This is a genomic window from Bacillus sp. EB106-07-01-XG149 (assembly GCF_058791555.1).
Genome location: NZ_JBYTDP010000003.1, coordinates 848,248 through 865,446 on the forward strand (window position 1 = coordinate 848,248; position 17,199 = coordinate 865,446).

Annotated in this window: 16 protein-coding genes and 1 pseudogene; 8 read left to right on the forward strand and 9 right to left on the reverse strand. The window is 32.7% G+C overall.

From position 1 onward, the window contains the following. The first annotated feature begins 103 nt into the window (after nt 1–103). The 6 genes and pseudogenes from AC3WTA_RS16705 to AC3WTA_RS16730 form a co-directional block, all read left to right on the forward strand. Entirely contained in the window at nt 104–925 is an 822-nt protein-coding gene (locus AC3WTA_RS16705; protein WP_000694599.1) for a peptidoglycan-N-acetylglucosamine deacetylase, read from the forward strand. A 221-nt stretch (nt 926–1,146) separates the two neighbouring features. Next, entirely contained in the window at nt 1,147–2,889 is a 1,743-nt protein-coding gene (locus AC3WTA_RS16710) for a methyl-accepting chemotaxis protein (RefSeq protein WP_000008936.1), read from the forward strand. Nucleotides 2,890–3,384: 495 nt separating this feature from the next. Next, nucleotides 3,385–3,786, forward strand: a complete 402-nt coding sequence (locus AC3WTA_RS16715) for a BlaI/MecI/CopY family transcriptional regulator (RefSeq protein ID WP_000661423.1) — start codon at nt 3,385–3,387, stop codon at nt 3,784–3,786. Then, a complete protein-coding gene (locus AC3WTA_RS16720) occupies nt 3,786–5,702 on the forward strand; it encodes a M56 family metallopeptidase (RefSeq protein ID WP_492332936.1) in 1,917 nt (638 codons plus the stop codon). Before AC3WTA_RS16715 ends, AC3WTA_RS16720 begins: the two co-directional genes overlap by 1 nt. 547 nt (nt 5,703–6,249) lie before the next feature. Continuing rightward, nucleotides 6,250–6,756 (forward strand): DUF3902 family protein, encoded by a 507-nt coding sequence (locus AC3WTA_RS16725; protein ID WP_492332937.1) that lies wholly within the window; start codon nt 6,250–6,252, stop codon nt 6,754–6,756. After that, nucleotides 6,756–6,863 (forward strand): annotated as a pseudogene (locus tag AC3WTA_RS16730) (polysaccharide deacetylase); the annotation flags it as partial. The gene AC3WTA_RS16725 and the pseudogene AC3WTA_RS16730, both read left to right, overlap by 1 nt. 703 nt (nt 6,864–7,566) lie before the next feature. Here AC3WTA_RS16730 and AC3WTA_RS16735 read toward each other — a convergent pair. The 6 genes from AC3WTA_RS16735 to AC3WTA_RS16760 form a co-directional block, all read right to left on the reverse strand. After that, nucleotides 7,567–8,085: a PCYCGC motif-containing (lipo)protein gene (locus AC3WTA_RS16735; RefSeq protein ID WP_000034771.1), complete on the reverse strand. Its 519-nt coding sequence runs from the start codon at nt 8,083–8,085 to the stop codon at nt 7,567–7,569. A 65-nt stretch (nt 8,086–8,150) separates the two neighbouring features. Continuing rightward, nucleotides 8,151–8,588 (reverse strand): disulfide oxidoreductase, encoded by a 438-nt coding sequence (locus AC3WTA_RS16740; RefSeq protein ID WP_000982252.1) that lies wholly within the window; start codon nt 8,586–8,588, stop codon nt 8,151–8,153. Next, nucleotides 8,585–9,265, reverse strand: coding sequence for a DsbA family protein (locus tag AC3WTA_RS16745; protein WP_000730134.1), 681 nt, complete (start codon nt 9,263–9,265; stop codon nt 8,585–8,587). Before AC3WTA_RS16745 ends, AC3WTA_RS16740 begins: the two co-directional genes overlap by 4 nt. 54 nt (nt 9,266–9,319) lie before the next feature. Beyond that, nucleotides 9,320–9,904: an SCO family protein gene (locus tag AC3WTA_RS16750; RefSeq protein WP_000738790.1), complete on the reverse strand. Its 585-nt coding sequence runs from the start codon at nt 9,902–9,904 to the stop codon at nt 9,320–9,322. A 59-nt stretch (nt 9,905–9,963) separates the two neighbouring features. Continuing rightward, nucleotides 9,964–12,522: a heavy metal translocating P-type ATPase gene (locus AC3WTA_RS16755; RefSeq protein WP_002203448.1), complete on the reverse strand. Its 2,559-nt coding sequence runs from the start codon at nt 12,520–12,522 to the stop codon at nt 9,964–9,966. Next, complete coding sequence (locus tag AC3WTA_RS16760) at nt 12,512–12,871, reverse strand: ArsR/SmtB family transcription factor (protein ID WP_000336206.1); 360 nt, start codon at nt 12,869–12,871, stop codon at nt 12,512–12,514. Before AC3WTA_RS16760 ends, AC3WTA_RS16755 begins: the two co-directional genes overlap by 11 nt. A 262-nt stretch (nt 12,872–13,133) precedes the next feature. Here AC3WTA_RS16760 and AC3WTA_RS16765 point away from each other — a divergent pair, with 262 nt between their 5' ends. Together AC3WTA_RS16765 and AC3WTA_RS16770 are read left to right on the forward strand one after the other, a co-directional pair. Beyond that, nucleotides 13,134–14,183, forward strand: a complete 1,050-nt coding sequence (locus AC3WTA_RS16765; protein WP_492332938.1) for a flavin-containing monooxygenase — start codon at nt 13,134–13,136, stop codon at nt 14,181–14,183. 151 nt (nt 14,184–14,334) lie between these two features. Next, nucleotides 14,335–14,547, forward strand: a complete 213-nt coding sequence (locus AC3WTA_RS16770; protein WP_078183614.1) for a hypothetical protein — start codon at nt 14,335–14,337, stop codon at nt 14,545–14,547. A 60-nt stretch (nt 14,548–14,607) separates the two neighbouring features. Here the strand turns inward: AC3WTA_RS16770 and AC3WTA_RS16775 are convergent, their stop codons facing one another. The 3 genes from AC3WTA_RS16775 to AC3WTA_RS16785 form a co-directional block, all read right to left on the reverse strand. Continuing rightward, a complete protein-coding gene (locus tag AC3WTA_RS16775; RefSeq protein ID WP_000026687.1) occupies nt 14,608–14,922 on the reverse strand; it encodes a hypothetical protein in 315 nt (104 codons plus the stop codon). Between the two features lie 92 nt (nt 14,923–15,014). Further along, on the reverse strand, nt 15,015–15,239 hold the full coding sequence (locus AC3WTA_RS16780; RefSeq protein WP_001202568.1) for a hypothetical protein: 225 nt from the start codon (nt 15,237–15,239) through the stop codon (nt 15,015–15,017). Nucleotides 15,240–16,112: 873 nt separating this feature from the next. Continuing rightward, nucleotides 16,113–17,108, reverse strand: coding sequence for a DUF4046 domain-containing protein (locus AC3WTA_RS16785; protein WP_000783601.1), 996 nt, complete (start codon nt 17,106–17,108; stop codon nt 16,113–16,115). Nucleotides 17,109–17,199 lie beyond the last annotated feature (91 nt).

The following is a 17,199-nucleotide window of genomic DNA, read 5'->3' on the forward strand; positions in this document are numbered from 1 at the left end:
ATCCAAAATTGACATTGGTTAAGTTAAAGAACTTTATAAGCTAATAGGATAATATAACTAAACAACATAAAGTGAAATAATAGGATAGAAAGAAGATTATAATATGAAAATTAAACTTAAGAAAAAAAGAATTATAAGTGTATTGTTGGCTATTACATTAGTAGCAATAGGGTATTACATGTTTCAATCTATTACAAATCCTAAGCTGGTAAATGCAGAAGAAGTAAACAGTGTTCAACAAGTGAGCAGTCTACCTAAAAATGAATTGAAAAAATTGATACCTACTCGTTTTGATGGTAAAGAAAGAAAAGTTGCATATTTAACATTTGATGATGGACCAGGAAAATATACAGCTAACCTATTAGATATATTAAAAAGAAATAATGTGAAAGCAACATTCTTTTTAATTGGCGACAATGTGAAAAGGTTCCCAGATTTAGTGAAACGAGAGCATGTAGAGAACCATTATGTGGGCATGCATAGTATGACACATGATTTTAAAAAGCTATACACCAATCAGCAATATGTTAAGGAAATGAAAGAGGATCAATCTTTAATTAGAAATGTTATTGGAAACTCACCGAAATTAACACGCCCACCATATGGATCAATGCCCGGGTTAAATGAATCACTTCGAAATGAAGTGGTCGGAAATAATTTAAAAGTATGGGATTGGACAATTGATTCTTTAGATTGGAAATACAATAAATTACCCGTTGATGTAGCAGCCGCAAAAATTGTTCAAAATGTCTTAGCAGGTGCGACGTCTTCAAAAGAAATTATTTTAATGCATGATATTCATCCACAATCTGTCTCGGCAGTTCCAGCAATTATAAAGGGATTAAAAGAAAAAGGTTATGAATTTGAAGCTTATGATGAGAATAATCATTTTTCAATAAACTTCTGGCATGATAACCAAATATAAAAAGGCTTTATGAGTTAAATGAATAGAATAAGAAAATGATATAGGGTTTAAATATATGTAAGAGCGCGTTGACCTAAATATATAACAACACGCTCTTTTAACCATTTATATTTATTATTTAAGTTAAATTATAGTATTTTCAATGTATACAAGTAATTAAGTGTATTTTATTTTTATACATCTAATTATTTAATCAATATATAACAATGAGGTGGATTTAATTGTCGTTTTTAAAAAACAGTAAAATTGGAACAACACTAAACGTAATGGTAGTTATAGCAAGTGTCTCTTGTATAATATTATCTATACTAGGATTTTGGGGCCTTAAAAAAGGGGAACATGCTTCTACTACTATGTATGAAGATAGTTTATTACCAATTCAGTGGATAGGAGCTATAGAGTCTAATTTTTATCTTATCAATATGAATGTAAAAGAAACAATCCTATCAAAAGATGAAAAACGAATAAAAGAACTTTTAACAGAAATAGATGTAGCTCGTACAGAAACTGATCAGTTATTAAAGAAGTTTGAGACAAGAGTTAGTTCTAATAGAGAAAAGGAATTGTATAACACATTTTATACAATATTTAAAGACTTAAGAACACAACTGAAAAAAGTGCAAGATTTGGGACAATCTAATAATGAAGAAGCATATGCTTATTACCTAAAAGAGGTTGATCCCAATATGAAAAAGTCAATTCAGTCAATTCGTGAACTTATCCAATTTAATAATAATAATGCAGATCAATTACAAAAAAATAATACTGACAGTGCAACAAATACCATGATGCTGTTTGTTAGTATCTCCATTATAGCAATCGCAATCGTTATTTTTATTGGCTATATCATTAAAAGTGCGATTAAACAACCAATTGTATTATTACAAAGGGATATGGAGCGAGTATCTGAAGGTGACTTAACGATACGTACTTCTTATAAATCAAATAATGAATTGGGAAGCATTGTGAAGTCTTTTAATAGTATGCTGGATAACTTGCAACAATTAATTGGAGAAGTAAAAAACACAACACAAGAGGTTATTTCTTCTACCAATGGGATGTTGCAAGATACTAAACGAGCATCTCATATATCAAGAGAGGTTGTTCAAACTATATCTGAGGTCGATAAAAAAATAGAAGGACAAGTTACTAGTATTCAAGAAAGTTCCTCATCAATGGAAGAAATTGCAACTGGCGTTCAAACAGTAGCTGAATCTTCAGCAACGGTTACAGAAGTGGCTGTCACAACAACAGAACAAGTCAATTCTGGTAGTGAAGTAATAAAACAATCTATACTTCAAATGAATAGTATTCATGAGGTTGTTGAAGAAACATCCAAAGTAATAGAGAGACTTGTTACACGTACGCAGCAAATTGATAAAGCTCTGGATGCAATCACTAATATTGCAGAACAAACAAATCTTCTTGCCTTGAACGCCTCAATTGAAGCTGCACGTGCTGGAGAAAACGGAAAAGGATTTGCAGTAGTGGCAACGGAAGTAGGAAATTTAGCTGAGCAGTCTAAAACATCTGCATATGAAATCAATCATTTAATACAAGCCATTCAACAAGATACCAAAGATACAGTTACTGCAATGCAAAAAGGCCAACAAAAAGCTTCAGAAGGAAAAGAAACAGCTAATAAAGCAGATCAAGCATTCTCATCTATTATGTCGGCTATTAATAAAATCACTAGTCAAATTCAAGAAGTATCTGCAGCGACAGAAGAAATGTCTGCGGGTACAGAAGAAGTCAATGCCTCTATGTCTAGTGTTTCTGAAACTGCAACGCAAGTAGCTAAGGAAACAACTCAAACTGTACAGTCTATCCAATCACAAGCAGTATCAATCGAGGAGATATCGAATCAATCTAACAAAATAAAAGAAAAAGTAGAAGCATTGTCAGCATTAGTTTCAAAATTTACTATCGAGAAGCAAGACAAAGAGCAATCAAATATAATGTAAGAATAATAAAAAATTGCTATTAAAATAGGGCAATTTTTAAGTCTGATTAACAGTTAAATTTAAATAGTTAATTATATTGTTGGATTTCCCACTGGGAGTTATTAATAGAAATAACTATCTTTTAATCAAAAGACATTTACTTATGATTTAGAGTAAGTAAATGTCTTTATAATATAATAATATTAAATTTTACAGAAGCTATTGTTTATAAAATAGTATCCACTATCTTGTCTAAAAAGCTCCCATGTTCATGCCTTTATACAACAACAAATGCACAAAGTTTGAAGTTAAAATTTAAGTCTATATTAGTAACAAAAAATATTTATGAAAAATCTGCTTTCTTGCCTCATTAGGAGAACATGATAGTCTAAATTTATGTTAATGGGCATAGGAAAGGATTCTACAAACATTCAATACGATTGACAACACGAGATTACAAGTGTAATATTCAGTTGTGGATTACAAGTGTAATACAAGGAGGTGTAATTTTAAACAATGAAAGAATTACCTAAAATTTCGGAAGCCGAATTAGAAGTAATGAAAGTATTATGGTCAAAATCTCCACAAACAGCAAATGAGGTGATTGAAGCGTTAGAGGTGAAAATGGATTGGAAACCCAAAACGATTCGAACGCTGATTAATCGATTAGTTCACAAAGAAGCAGTTGCTTACCATCAAGATAAAGGGCGTATGTACGCTTATTATCCTTTGGTATCGCAAGATAGTTATTTACAAGTAGAAACGAAATCTTTACTTAAACGTTTCTATGGTGCAGCATTTAAACCTTTACTTGTAAATTTCTTAAAAGAAGAAAAGCTGTCTTCAGAAGATATTAACGAACTTAAACGTATTCTGGATGAGAAAACTGAGGAAAATCAGAGGAAGGATAGATTATAGTGATAGAAAAATTTATAAATATCTATCTACCTGCTTTTTTTGATTGGATGATTGAGACTTCCATTATGGCTAGTATATTAGTGGGCCTAATTTTGTGTATCAAGGTCTTGTTTAGAAATAAGTTAACTCCACGTTGGCAATATATGCTATGGATCATATTAATTATAAGACTTGTATTACCTTGGTCGCCAGATAGTTCCTATAGTATCTATTCTGTTCTTACTTACAAGAATGATGATGCATTCATTTCTAGCCGAAATCCTGTAGCTAATTTTCTTACAAAAGAGCGTATGCGAGAATTAAAAGATATAGACGATACAAAGGTTCTCACAAAAGAAGATACTTATACCTCAAGTTCAACAAAAACTGCTCAGACAAACAAGACACAAACAGGCATGAATGAAAAGCAGGATGATGAGACGATTTCATTTTGTACAATCTTTATATACATTTGGCTTACTGGAGTTATCCTTCTAAGCTTTGCTACTTTTATAATGAACAGGCGTTTATTACTTTACATAAGAAAACAACCTGTTATTACAGATGAGAAGATTATCCAGATTTTTGAAAAGTGTAAGCACTCTATGTCTATTCAACGGAATATCCCTTTATTTGTATCTGGAAAGGTTTCCAGTCCAACAGTGTTCGGATTTATTCGTCCCAAGTTGTTATTGTCAACTGTACATATGGAAATATTAGATGAACAACAGTTACGATATATTTTTTATCATGAATTAGCTCACATCAAGCGAAGAGATGTTGGTGTGAACTGGCTTATGCATGGCTTACTCATTTTAAATTGGTTTAATCCAATTCTATGGTATGCCTACTCATGTATGCGGGAAGATCAAGAACTAGCATGCGATGCATTAGCTCTTACATGTATAGATTCAGAGGAACAAATTGCGTATGGACATACTATTATTAGTCTATTGGAACACTACTCAAGTTATTATCAAGTACCAAGTATAGCAAATTTTAGTAAAAACAAGAGAGCGTTAAAAAGGAGAATTCTAATGATTAAAAAATTCCAAAAAAAATCATATCGTTGGTCTGCGATAGGGGCTGTGGCAGTGATTGTAGTATCATCTGTATCCTTATTAAACGCCCGTGCTGATAAGCCGACTAGCCCTGAGAAACAACAAATAGAAGTGAAAAATAATATGAAAGAATTAAAAACACAAACAGATGTTCCTATACAGCAAATTGTAGAAAAAATGATTGGTACAAAAGAACAAGCAGAAGCAGAATTTTTTGTTTCAGAAGGAGACTATAATACTTTACTTACAGAGCTTGGAGTGGCGAGGAATCTGTTTACGAAAGAAGAATTTGATCGATTCATTACTTTGGAAACAGAAGCACATATTTTAGATAAAAAAGTAAGGCAAGTAGGAAGTCCTGAAAAGTTAGACCCAGAAGAGGAAAAAAAATATGAGAAAAACAGTGAAGAAATTGGACCATTTAGAGAGAAAATTTATTCGCATTTTAGATTAACTAAAAAGGAAGCACAGAAATATGTTGATTTTCCAATTAAGACCCCAAGTTATGTGGTAAAAGGGTATAAATTAACTGGACAAGATGTTCAAACACCGATGACTACTGAAAAAATGAATCCCACTATTGTTTCTCAATATCAAAATGAAGATAATGTGTATTTTGTGTACCAAACTGCAGATACTGATCAGGGAGAAAATTTGTCGAACAAAGTAACGGAGTATAATGAAAAGGTAACAAATTATGAATTAGAAGGTGCAAAAATAAGCTTAAAAGAAAGTCTCGATACAGAGGAACACTATAAATTCATGCAAATGATTGTTCCTGCAAAAGGAAAGAATAGCGCTTATCAAGTCATAATTCTTGCAGGTGATTTAAGTAAAGAAGAAACAGAGAAAATTATGCTGTCCTTTCTAAAATAAAAATAGAGTCTCAGGATCCCGTTCTTGAGGCTATATTTTTTAGCTTAAACGAAACCTATAAGTGGGAAGAGAAATTAGTATAGTCTATATAATAAAAAAGTAAAATGATATTTAGTTTTGCTAGCTTGATTGAGGTGGATAAAAAATAACAATTTAAAACATAAATTGAATCTAGGTAGGTATATTGTATGGAGAACAGGAGGGAGTATAATTCAAAAAGAAGTAATGGAAGAATACTAGCAAATGGTGATGTATTTTACCGCTATCACCTGGATCTCAAGTAAAACCTCATCATTTAGATATAGTTTTACTTGAGATGAGGCGGTTTGAGGTAGCAGATTCATATTAAAGCCAATTCCAGTGATCCATCTAAATTAGGAGAGAATAACTCATACTGTCAACTGATGCGAAAACGTGGAAAAAGAATCTACTTAGAAGTAAAGAGATTACTGTTATTGAATATACAACAGACTATAGTAAAGCGGTAGAAAAAGAAGAATACAAGCTAATAATGTATTCTTAAGTTTTTAAAGGACGTGAAATGAATATGAAACCAGTTTTAAAATATATAATTATTTCCCTTGTTTTTTCAATAGTAGGGGTGTGTTGGGCGCTGTTTGACATCTTTATGTTAGATGCAGACTGGCTATTGATTTGGATAGGTGTATTAATGGCATATCTATCGTTGTATATCGTGATAGGTCTATATAGTAGAAAATCGTACGACTCAAAATTGGCTAAAGTGCTTCTAAAAACAATAATTACAACCTTTAGTTTTGGAGCATTAGGATTATCATTCGGAGTTGTACACATGATATTAGGACCATTGATCCTTACTTTAATGACATGGTATTGGTTTATAATGCTATTTTTATATTTAATACCCATAATATTATTAGTGATTTTAGTATTGGTAAATTGTAAAAATCATAATTTCCCTGGGGTATATAGTATACTTATACTTGTAAATATACTTCTTACGTTATGGCCGTTATTATGGCCGTTATTTATTACTTTTATGGGTTCTGGTATGAATGCAAGTGCAGGATGGTAGCAGCTCCACAGATTATAAAAGGGTTAAAAGAAAAAGGTTATTAACTTGAAGCTTATAACCAGAATAATCATTTTCCAATAAACTTCTGGCATGATAACCGAATATAAAAAATTATTTATTAGTTAAATGAATGGAATAAGAAATTAATGCAGGGTTTAAATATTTGTAAGAGCGTGTTTAGCAAAACATATAACAACACACTATTTTAACTGGCTATTTTTTATTATATAAATTTTAAAAATAGTATTGATTAAATGAAAAAGAGAGTTTTGCTCTCTTTTTTTGCATTTCAGCAAACCCTAATTAAATGTGAAGTGAAAATTCATTTGGAATTTATATTAGTAGCGAAAGATATTCAAGAAGTATCTACTTTCGTGTCTAAAAAGTATCCATTTTCATGTCTTTCTTGTACAAGGACATGAAAGTCTAAACTAAAATCTCATAAACAATCGTTGATACATTACCATTATAATAAATTTTGTAGGTACTTTCATGTCTCAATACTGGGACATGAAAGTCTAAACTTTTTGAACACAGGACACGAAACTCTAAACTACTAAGCCAGTAATAATCTAATAAGATGAAATATAGCTTTCATCTTATTAGATTTCCTGAGTATAATTGTTACATTTTTCATTCAAAAATATGAAATGTTTTTATTAGTTCATCCTTCTCTAAAAATTTCCATTAAAAGAAATATACATGATTTGAACCATAGTGAAACAATCAGATAAAATCAAAGCTCCTAACATATTATAAATGACCAATATGTTAGGAGCTTTGATTTAATAATAAATATTATTACACCTATTAAGAGTTTGGCATCGGTGTTGGAGTAACGTTTATACCTTCTTTCTTATATTGCTTGTCGATGTATTCACGAATTTCTAAAGTAGAGGCTCCATTTTGCTTCATTAAAACAGCTTGGAAAGCAATATCTAAACAAGCTGCTTGACTCATCGCATGTGATTCCCATGTAACTTCACCGTTCTCTTTAATTTCACGGATAAAACAATCTTTATTGCTTTTATGGTTAGAGTTTTCGTCACACCCACAGTAACAAGGAATCCATTGTAAGAGTTCGGTGTCTTTTCCTACCATTCCATAAATTTGAGAGACTTGTCCATTTGTGGTAGATGATAAAAAAGAAGGAAGAGTTTCTATATTAGCTGTTGTTTCTAGAGTATCGCCTTTAAAATGTTCACCTTTATTTTTTGTTTCTTGTAACTGATTTTTTGTGTGTTTGTTCTTAGTGGGTGATGAATCATTAACGGAACTACAGCCGATTAATAGGCTTACTAATAAAACTACAGGTATGATCTTTGACATCATACTGTCTCCTCTCTGTAGAAATTCCTTTATAGATAATGCTTCGATTTACATATTGTTTTTTATTAATTCGTTTTTGATCTCGTTAACAACATAAACAAAGCAATCATACAAAAAGCAATTAAAGCTAAAAATGGGATTGTGATAAAACCTAGCCAATTGATGTAATCAACATTACAAGGGACACCTTGGACGCATGGATTAATTTCTGAAACACCAGGGATTTTTTGTATTGCATAGTGATAAAGTGAAATACTTCCACCAATAATAGAAATTGGTAATATATACTTTTTAATGTTCTTTTCATTATAGAACGTGGCAATGCCTAAAATAATACAAAGCGGATACATCATTATTCGTTGAAACCAACACAATTCACATGGTATGAACCCCAGAATCTCACTGAAAAACAGGCTACCTAGTGTAGCAATCATTGACACAATCCATGCCATATATAAGGTGTAATTACGCCATTCAAAGTTCTTTTTTGTTGTATTCATCATTTCTTTTCCTTCAATGCTTTTTCAATTAAATTTTTGATTTGTTCATAATCATAAGGATCAGATAACATTGTTCCATTTACAACCATGCTCGGTGTTTGTTCTACACTGTAGTCTTGTGTTAGTTTTTCATCTCTGTTTACTTCTTCTTGTTCTGTTTGTTTTTTCAAAGCTTCTTCGAGCTGAGTAGTGTTAATACTTGGTGTATATGTTTTTGCGATTTCTAATAGTTTTTCAGGAGTAATCCATGGATCATCGTGATTTTCTGGCTGTGTGTTAAATAATTCCTTATGGAAACTCCAATATGCTTGTGGGTCTTGTTTATAAACAGATTCAGCAGCTAAAGCAGACAATTTTGATTCTGTTCCGTGGAATAAAACATTCACATATGAAAATTTAACTTTCCCCGTATCAATATAGTCTTTTTGTAATTGAGGGAAGATACGCTCACCCCATGCTTTACAAGCAGGACACTTAAAGTCACCAAACTCAATAATAGACACTGGTGCATCTTCTTTTCCTAAAGTAGGTTGCTTACCGATAGGAGGTAAATCTTTTATCACTTTATTCGTAGCAACTTTTTCTTCTTTATTTAAAACGACGAAAGCTGTAACCACAGCGAAAATGATTAATGTGGTAATTAACAATAATTTTATGTGAGAGCCTTGTTTTTTCTTCATGTAAACACCTCGAATTTTTAGAGTTTAATAGGAACATAATAAGAAGGTTTTTAGTTATCGAATTCGTTTAATATCACGGATGATATCCTCATATGGTGTGTTTTGAAGGCCTGAATATTTCTTTACAACTTTTCCATCTTTGTCTACGAGATAGAAGCTCGTACCGTGTATAACTTGTGAGTTGTTTTCTGGTTTGGTTACAAGGGTTTGGAAGTTCTCTTTTGCAAACTTTTCAATGTCTGGTCTTGTATATCCTGTTAGGAAATGAGTTCTCTTTGTATCCATTTCATAGACCTTCATAAATTCCGTTATTTTTTCAGGTGTGTCTACTTCTGGATCTACACTGAATGATACAAACTCTACATCTTTAATTCCTTCTGCATGCAACATTTTTTGAAGTTTTGCCATATTGGCTGTCATAGGTGGGCAAACAGTCTGGCAGCTTGTAAAGATAAAATCAGCTACCCAAACCTTTTCTTTTAACTCAGATGAACCAAAATTTTTCCCATTTTGATCTGTAAATGCAAACTTTTCTACATCCCAATTTAGTGAATCTCTTAGTTTATTATCACTACATGCTCCTAAAATCGTAACTATGGAAATAAGCATAAGTAATCCAATTACACGCATTTTTTTCATATGTATACCCTTTCAAAATATATTTAAGGTACGGAGCTACTAGGTAGCCCCGAATCTTATTATTTGTTTCGTAATAAACGCATACTGTTAAGTATTACAATAAGCGCAGCCCCTGTATCACTTAGTACAGCCATCCAAAGAGTAAGCCAACCTGGGAAGATAAAGGCAAGGGCAATGAATTTAATAATCAATGAGAACCATATATTTTGTTTAATGATGTGCAATGCTTTTCGGCTTAGTTTCATTGTATAAGGAAGTTTTTCAAGATTGTCTGCCATCAATACAATATCTGCCGTTTCCATTGCTGTATCAGTTCCTGCACCACCCATGGCAATACCAAGGTTTGCAGTAGCAAGGGCAGGGGCATCATTAATACCATCCCCGATCATAGCTACTGTTTTCCCTTCAGATTGAAGTTGTTTTACAGAATGAACCTTATCTTCAGGAAGTAAGTTAGCAAAATAACGATCTACTTTTGCTTTCTGTGCAATGTGTTCAGCTGTTCCTTCATTGTCTCCTGTTAACATAACAGTTTCACGAATACCTGATTGTTTTAATTCTTGAATTGTTCCATAAGTAGTAGAACGAATGGAATCTGCTACTGAAATCATTCCTAAAATAACTTTATTTGTTCCAACAAGTATCACGGTTTGACCAATTCGTTGCATTTCCCTAATCGGTTCGTTCCACATTTGCAGCGAAACTCCAAACTCTTCATATAATGCTTTATTTCCAGCGTAGTATGTTTCATCATTTATCGTTACTTGAGCACCTTTTCCTACAATTGCACGGAAGTCAGTTCCACTTTGAATAGAAGTTTGATGTTCTTTCGCATAAGCCGTAATTGCTTTTGCAATTGGATGGTTAGAATATTCTTCGATTGTTGCTGCAATTGATAATAATTCATCTTCAGTACAATCTAAGCTTCGTACATGCATTACTTTTGGTTTTCCTTCGGTTAATGTTCCTGTTTTATCAAATGCGATAGCATTTAATGAACCTGCGACTTCTAGAGCTGTACCACCTTTAATAAGTACACCGTTTCTTGCTGCATTTCCAATTGCAGATACAATAGCGACTGGAGTAGAGATAACTAAAGCACAAGGACAAGCGACAACAAGCAGTTCCAATCCTTTATAAATCCATTCCATCCATTCGCCCATACCAAGAAGGGGAGGGATGAGCATGACACCAATGGCTAATGCAAAAACAATAGGTGTATAGATTTTTGCGAAACGATCCACAAATGCTTCTGTAGGTGCCTTCTTTTCTTGTGCTTCTTCTACGAGATGAATAATTCGAGATAAAGTAGTGTCTTCAACAAGTTTAGTGACTGTAATCTCAAGAGAACTTTCTTCATTAATCGTTCCTGCATATACAGAATCGCCAATTTGTTTATCGACCGGAATAGATTCGCCAGTTATCGGTGCTTGGTTTACAGTAGAAGTTCCTCCTATAACTGTGCCGTCTAATGGGATTTTTTCACCAGGCTTTACGACAATCGTTGTATTCACTGCAATATCATCTACAGATTTTTTTATAAGTTCAGTTCCAACTTTTACCCAAGCTTCTGATGGCGCTAAATCAATCAGTCCGCGAATAGATTCACGTGTACGTTCAATTGATTTATTTTGTAAGGTTGCTCCTAATGCAAATAACCAAACAACGGTTGCTCCTTCTAGCCATTGACCGATTAATGCAGCACCAATAGCAGCCGATATCATGAGAACATTCATATCAAGTGATTTACTTCTGATTGCATAAAAGGCACTTTTTGCAGGTTTATAACCACCAATACCAATGCTTGCCGCATAGAGAAGTGTAATAAGAAGAGGCGATATGTTTGTAAAACTTCCTCCAAATCCTAAAGCTAAAAATAACCCTGAAAGAATCAAAGTTGTATTTTTTGATTTCGAAACAGGTGCCGCTCCTCTACGAGTTCCTGCTAAGGAGGCTTCAAATCCTGCATTAGATACTTCTTTAATAATGTCATCTGCATTTCGATTATGACGAATTTGCATTTTTCCTGTAGCGAAATTAACTCGAACTTCCTCAACGCCAGAAACATTTTGTAGATGTTTTTCGATTGTTAAGGCACAAGCTCCGCAGTCCATACCATCTACCACATATGTTTGTACACCATCTCCTGTTACTTTCTGATTATCACGGGGTGATGGGGATTCGCATGAGCTATCACTACAACATGAAGTTTCTGATGTTACTTCTTCTATTTGTATGGCGGATGCAGAAGAGCAACATGAGGATTCCTTTTCTGGTTTAGGTTCACAACAAGAAGCAGAAGAGGTATTCACTGTTTTCGCAGTATCAGTGTTACTACTACAACATGAATCTTTCTTAGCGATTGGAACAATTGGAATCTCTTTTTTAGAGGAACAACATGAGTTTGTTTCTTTTGTTTTTTCTATTTTCACAGTATCTTTGTCACTACTACAACAGGAAACCTCCTTAGTAGCAACGGGAACAATTGGAATTTCTTTTTTTGAAGAGCAACATGATGAATTTTCCTTTTGTATTCCTTCTTTAGTAGGAGTTGATGAAGACTCACTGTGAGAAGAAGTTTGACAGCAACTCGTTTGTTTTTCTTTCTTATCTGTCATGACAACTCTCTCCCTTTTGAGATAAGCATGCATCGTTTTTATCACATGATGCTACCTCGTTTTGAACTTCATGAAATACAACGTCAAACATTGTAAGTAACTGTTCGATTTGTGCATTTCGTAAAGAATAGTAGACATACTTTCCTTCTTGTCTTCCAAGAATAATGCCACATCCTTTTAAACAGTTCAGGTGTTGAGATATGTTTGACTGATTTCCGTTGATGATTTCTACAATTTCAGATACCGTTTTTTCCCCATCCATCATACATTGAAGAATGTGAAGCCTTGTTTTATCAGCAAAACCACGGATAAATTTGGCTTTTATATCTAAATTATTTGTATTGCACAATTGTATTCACTCCAATCGTATTAGAAATTACTAATATGTTTATTATTCATTCATATTAGCATTGACTAATATGTGTGTCAAAATAATTATAAAAAGTCTGAAAAATATCATTTGCTCCATTTTTATCTATAAGTGCTAAGGATAAATTGGATAAAAACCCCTTGACGTGGAAAAAGGGAATGCTATAATTAACGAAAATATATGAACATATGAACAATTGTTCATATGTAAGACTTGAAAAGTAGGTAATGGGGGCGGATGCATGTTAGACGTTATTGTAATTGGTGCTGGGCAAGCTGGATTAAGTATGGGCTATTACTTGAAAAAAGAAGGCTACGATTTTGTAATATTTGAGGGAGAAAAGAGAATTGGAGATTCGTGGAGAAACAGGTATGACTCTTTGGTTCTATTTACACCTAAATCGTATAGTTCATTGCCAGGTATGAAATTAGAAGGAGATAAAAATGCGTTTCCTACAAAAGATGAAATTGCAGATTATCTTGAAATATATACTGTTCATTTTTCGTTGCCAGTACAGTTGGAAACGACTGTACATAAAGTACAAAAAACAGAAAGTACGTTTGAAGTATCTACCGATAAAGGAGTATTTCTTTCTAAGCATGTTATCATCGCTTCTGGTGCTTTTCAGAAACCATTTATGCCTTCAATTTCACAACATCTCTCACAAGAGGTATTTCAAATCCATTCTTCTCAATATCAATCACCAAAGAAAATTCCAGGTAGTCCTGTCCTTGTAATAGGAGGAGGAAACTCTGGTACGCAAATTGCGACTGAACTTGCAGAGAGTCGAGATGTAACGATTGCTATTAGTCACCCATTTAAATTTTTACCACTCAAAATCATAGGAAAAAGCATATTTCATTGGTTAGAAAAGATTGGGCTCTTATATGCAGGAACTGATACAAGACGCGGATTATGGTTTCGAAAACAAAGTGATCCTATTTTTGGTTTTGAATTAAAAAAATTAATTCGTGATGAAAGTGTTGGAGTCAAGCCAAGAGTGACAAAAGTACATGAAAGAGAAGTCACCTTCGACGATAACAGTAAGATAAGTGTACAAAATATTATTTGGTCAACAGGTTTTACGCCTGATTACAAATGGATAGATATAAAAGGGGTTTTAGATGGAAAAGGTTTTCCTATTCACAACAGAGGTGTTAGTCCAATCCAAGGATTATATTATATTGGATTGCCGTGGCAACATCAAAGGGGATCAGCACTTATTTGTGGAGTGGGGAGGGATGCTAAATTTTTACATTCGGTTATAAAAAAAGAGCTTTATAAAAAATAATACAAATAAAATTATTGAATTTAATATTAATTTATATCGAGAAAATTTATATTTGTAAAATCGAATAAAAAAATTGGTTATTTACTTTATAGCATTAAATTTAGTAGCTACATATACTGGCTATTAAGTTATATGTAAAGGGGGACTGAGAATGAATCAAGAAAATAGATATCCTTACTATAACCACTATGATCATCATCATCACGACCACCACCATCATGATCACCATCATCATCCGTATTATTATGATCACCATTATTATCCGCATTATCAATCATATCATCATAATGGGCATGGACATTATGACCACCATCACCATCATCATAATGGGCATGGTCATTATAATGGTCACGGTCACAGATAAAAAAACAAAGAAAAAGAAAAAGAAAAAGAAAAATGTCTTTTCTTTTTCTTTTTCTTTGTTTTATCTGATTACCCAAACATATTGTCCAGGACGCCAATCCCAATGATTTCCATGTTCAAAGTAATGTGCTGGAGCCCAAAACCAAACACCACCAGGAACAGGGCCTGATCCCGTTGGTGGTGGACCTTGATGACCATTTGTTGTAGATAAATCTATCCACACGTTCTGGCCAGGTCGCATATCCCAATGATCGCCATGTTTAAAGTAGTGTTGTGGGAGATAGAACCATTGTCCATTCTGTGTTGGAGGTGGTATGGGTCTCTCATTTTCTGTTAATGGATAATAGTAATTATTATAAGGATAGTTAATTGACATGATATTTTGTACCTTCTTTCATAAAAAATAAATATTATTTTGAAATACAAACCTTTTTAAAAAACAAGCATAGTATAAATTAGTAAATTACATTAGTGATGATTTCCCCAGTAACCTGGGTGCCAATCCCAGTATGCTTTGTGCCAATCCCAATGTGGTGGATGCCATTTCCATTGACCTGGATGGCATCCCCATGGGTGACAATGACTTGGATACCAATCCCAATGGCCAGAATGATAATCAAGGTGACCTGTGTGATAATCCCAATGGCCAGAATGCCAAGGTGTTGGCGTTTGAGAGTAAATAGGTGCTCTCATACTAATACCTCCTTCATAAGTAATGATTCTTCAGTCAACACATCTTATTTGGTTGTTAATTAATTGGTAATTTGTCTAAATAAAAACGGGCAGTTCATTTAAATATTAAAACACTTAAATGAACTGCCCATTTTTATAATTTAGCGGATATGAGGAAAGCATGACAGTTATATGAGATGCTTTTTTGAGATTGCAAAAAGGAATTTTAGAGGGTTTTTTATTGAATAAATTATTTCCTTCCTAATCTATTTATTTGGTTTAACCTTAGATTAAATGAATATTATATAAATCTAGAAAATTTCAGTTTAGACTTTCTTGTCCCAAACAAGTTCCCAAAATGAAAGTAGGAACTGATTTTATAGTGTATAATGCTGAATTATCTATAGACACATTTCATTTAGTACCCATTTTCTTGTCTGCATATGGAGACAAGAAAATGGGTACTTCTTTAAAAAGAGACACCAAAGTGGGTACTTTGTAAAAATAGCAAAACAGGAAATTAAATTTGTTATAGTTGATAAATATTAAATTTGAATAAGAAACTACTAGCAGCATTAACATGTAGCACTTTATTAATGGAGATGACAGCGTGTAAATCTAATGATACAACTAGCACAACGAAAAAGTCTAAACATGAGAGTAAAACAAATGATAAACCCAAAAAATATGAAAGAAAATGTGCCAGTAAAATAAATACAACTATTGGTGCAGGATCCTTTAAATATAGTATTAATATAAATTTGAAATAAAGTCTTACTTTTTTAAAGTTAATTATGCCGTTTACAGGAAATATTATGGTCTTATTCCTTTATTAATAAAAAATGAGACTACATTAGGTAACTAAAAACAATTTGAATATTACAATGAAAATTATTAAAATTTTTCATTGTAACCTTTTAGCATATTCTTCGAATACCGATTTGGATATAAAGCGTTTAGCATTTCATATGGACTACCATTCCAATATCTTTTTAAAGGCGTGCATAATTTATGCTTTACCAACCATCTTTGGTTAAATATACGTAACAATTGCTCTTCTGTTAGTTTTTCCTTTTCTTCTATCGTCCATTTTAATGCTTCTAACGCTCGCTTCTTGTTCCAAAATCCAGTAGGTGTAAATTTAAATTCCCATTCTTTAAACATTCTAGGGTATAACTCATTTAGCATAAAATAAGGACTGTTGCCCCAAAATATTTGACAGGGAGAAGTCAATTTATGCTTAGTCAGCCATTTTATACTATAGACTTGTGTTAATTGAGAGTGAGTTAACTTTTCTTTTTCTTCAATTGTCCATTTCAGAACTTTTAACGCTTTTTCTTTTGTCCAAAACTTGTTAGGGGTCATAAGGAATTCCCATTCTTTAAATCGATTCGGATATAAGGTATTTAACATTGCAAAAGGGCTACCATTCCAGTACATAACTAAGGGGGCACTCAGTTTGTTATGTTTTAACCATTTTTTACCATATACTTTTAATAATTCTTCCTTTGTTAATTGCTCTTTTTCCTCAATTGTCCATTTTAATATTTCAATGGCTTTTTCTTTTGTCCAAAAATTTAAGGGAGCCATAGCCAATTCCCATTCTTTAAATTGATTAGGGTACAGATCCTCGATCATTTTATAAGGGCTATTGTTATAGCAATGTTTAAGTACACCACGAAGTTTGTACTTTACAATTAATGGTGTATTCCATTTCAATTTAATATCTTCTTTGTTCCACATTAAAATTGTTTCAATTAAATATTTGGTAACCCTTTTAGACAGTACTCTATTTTTATCTTCTTTCCATGTATTAGCCGGGAACCTGCTTCTTGTTCCCTCTAAAATTTCTTGATATATATCCTCTATTGCAATTACATTCATTTTCATTTTAAAATTCCACCTTACCTAAATCTATAAAATTCCAATTGTATTTGAACTCGATATTAAATTATAATGAATTATATTAAATTTAATTTAA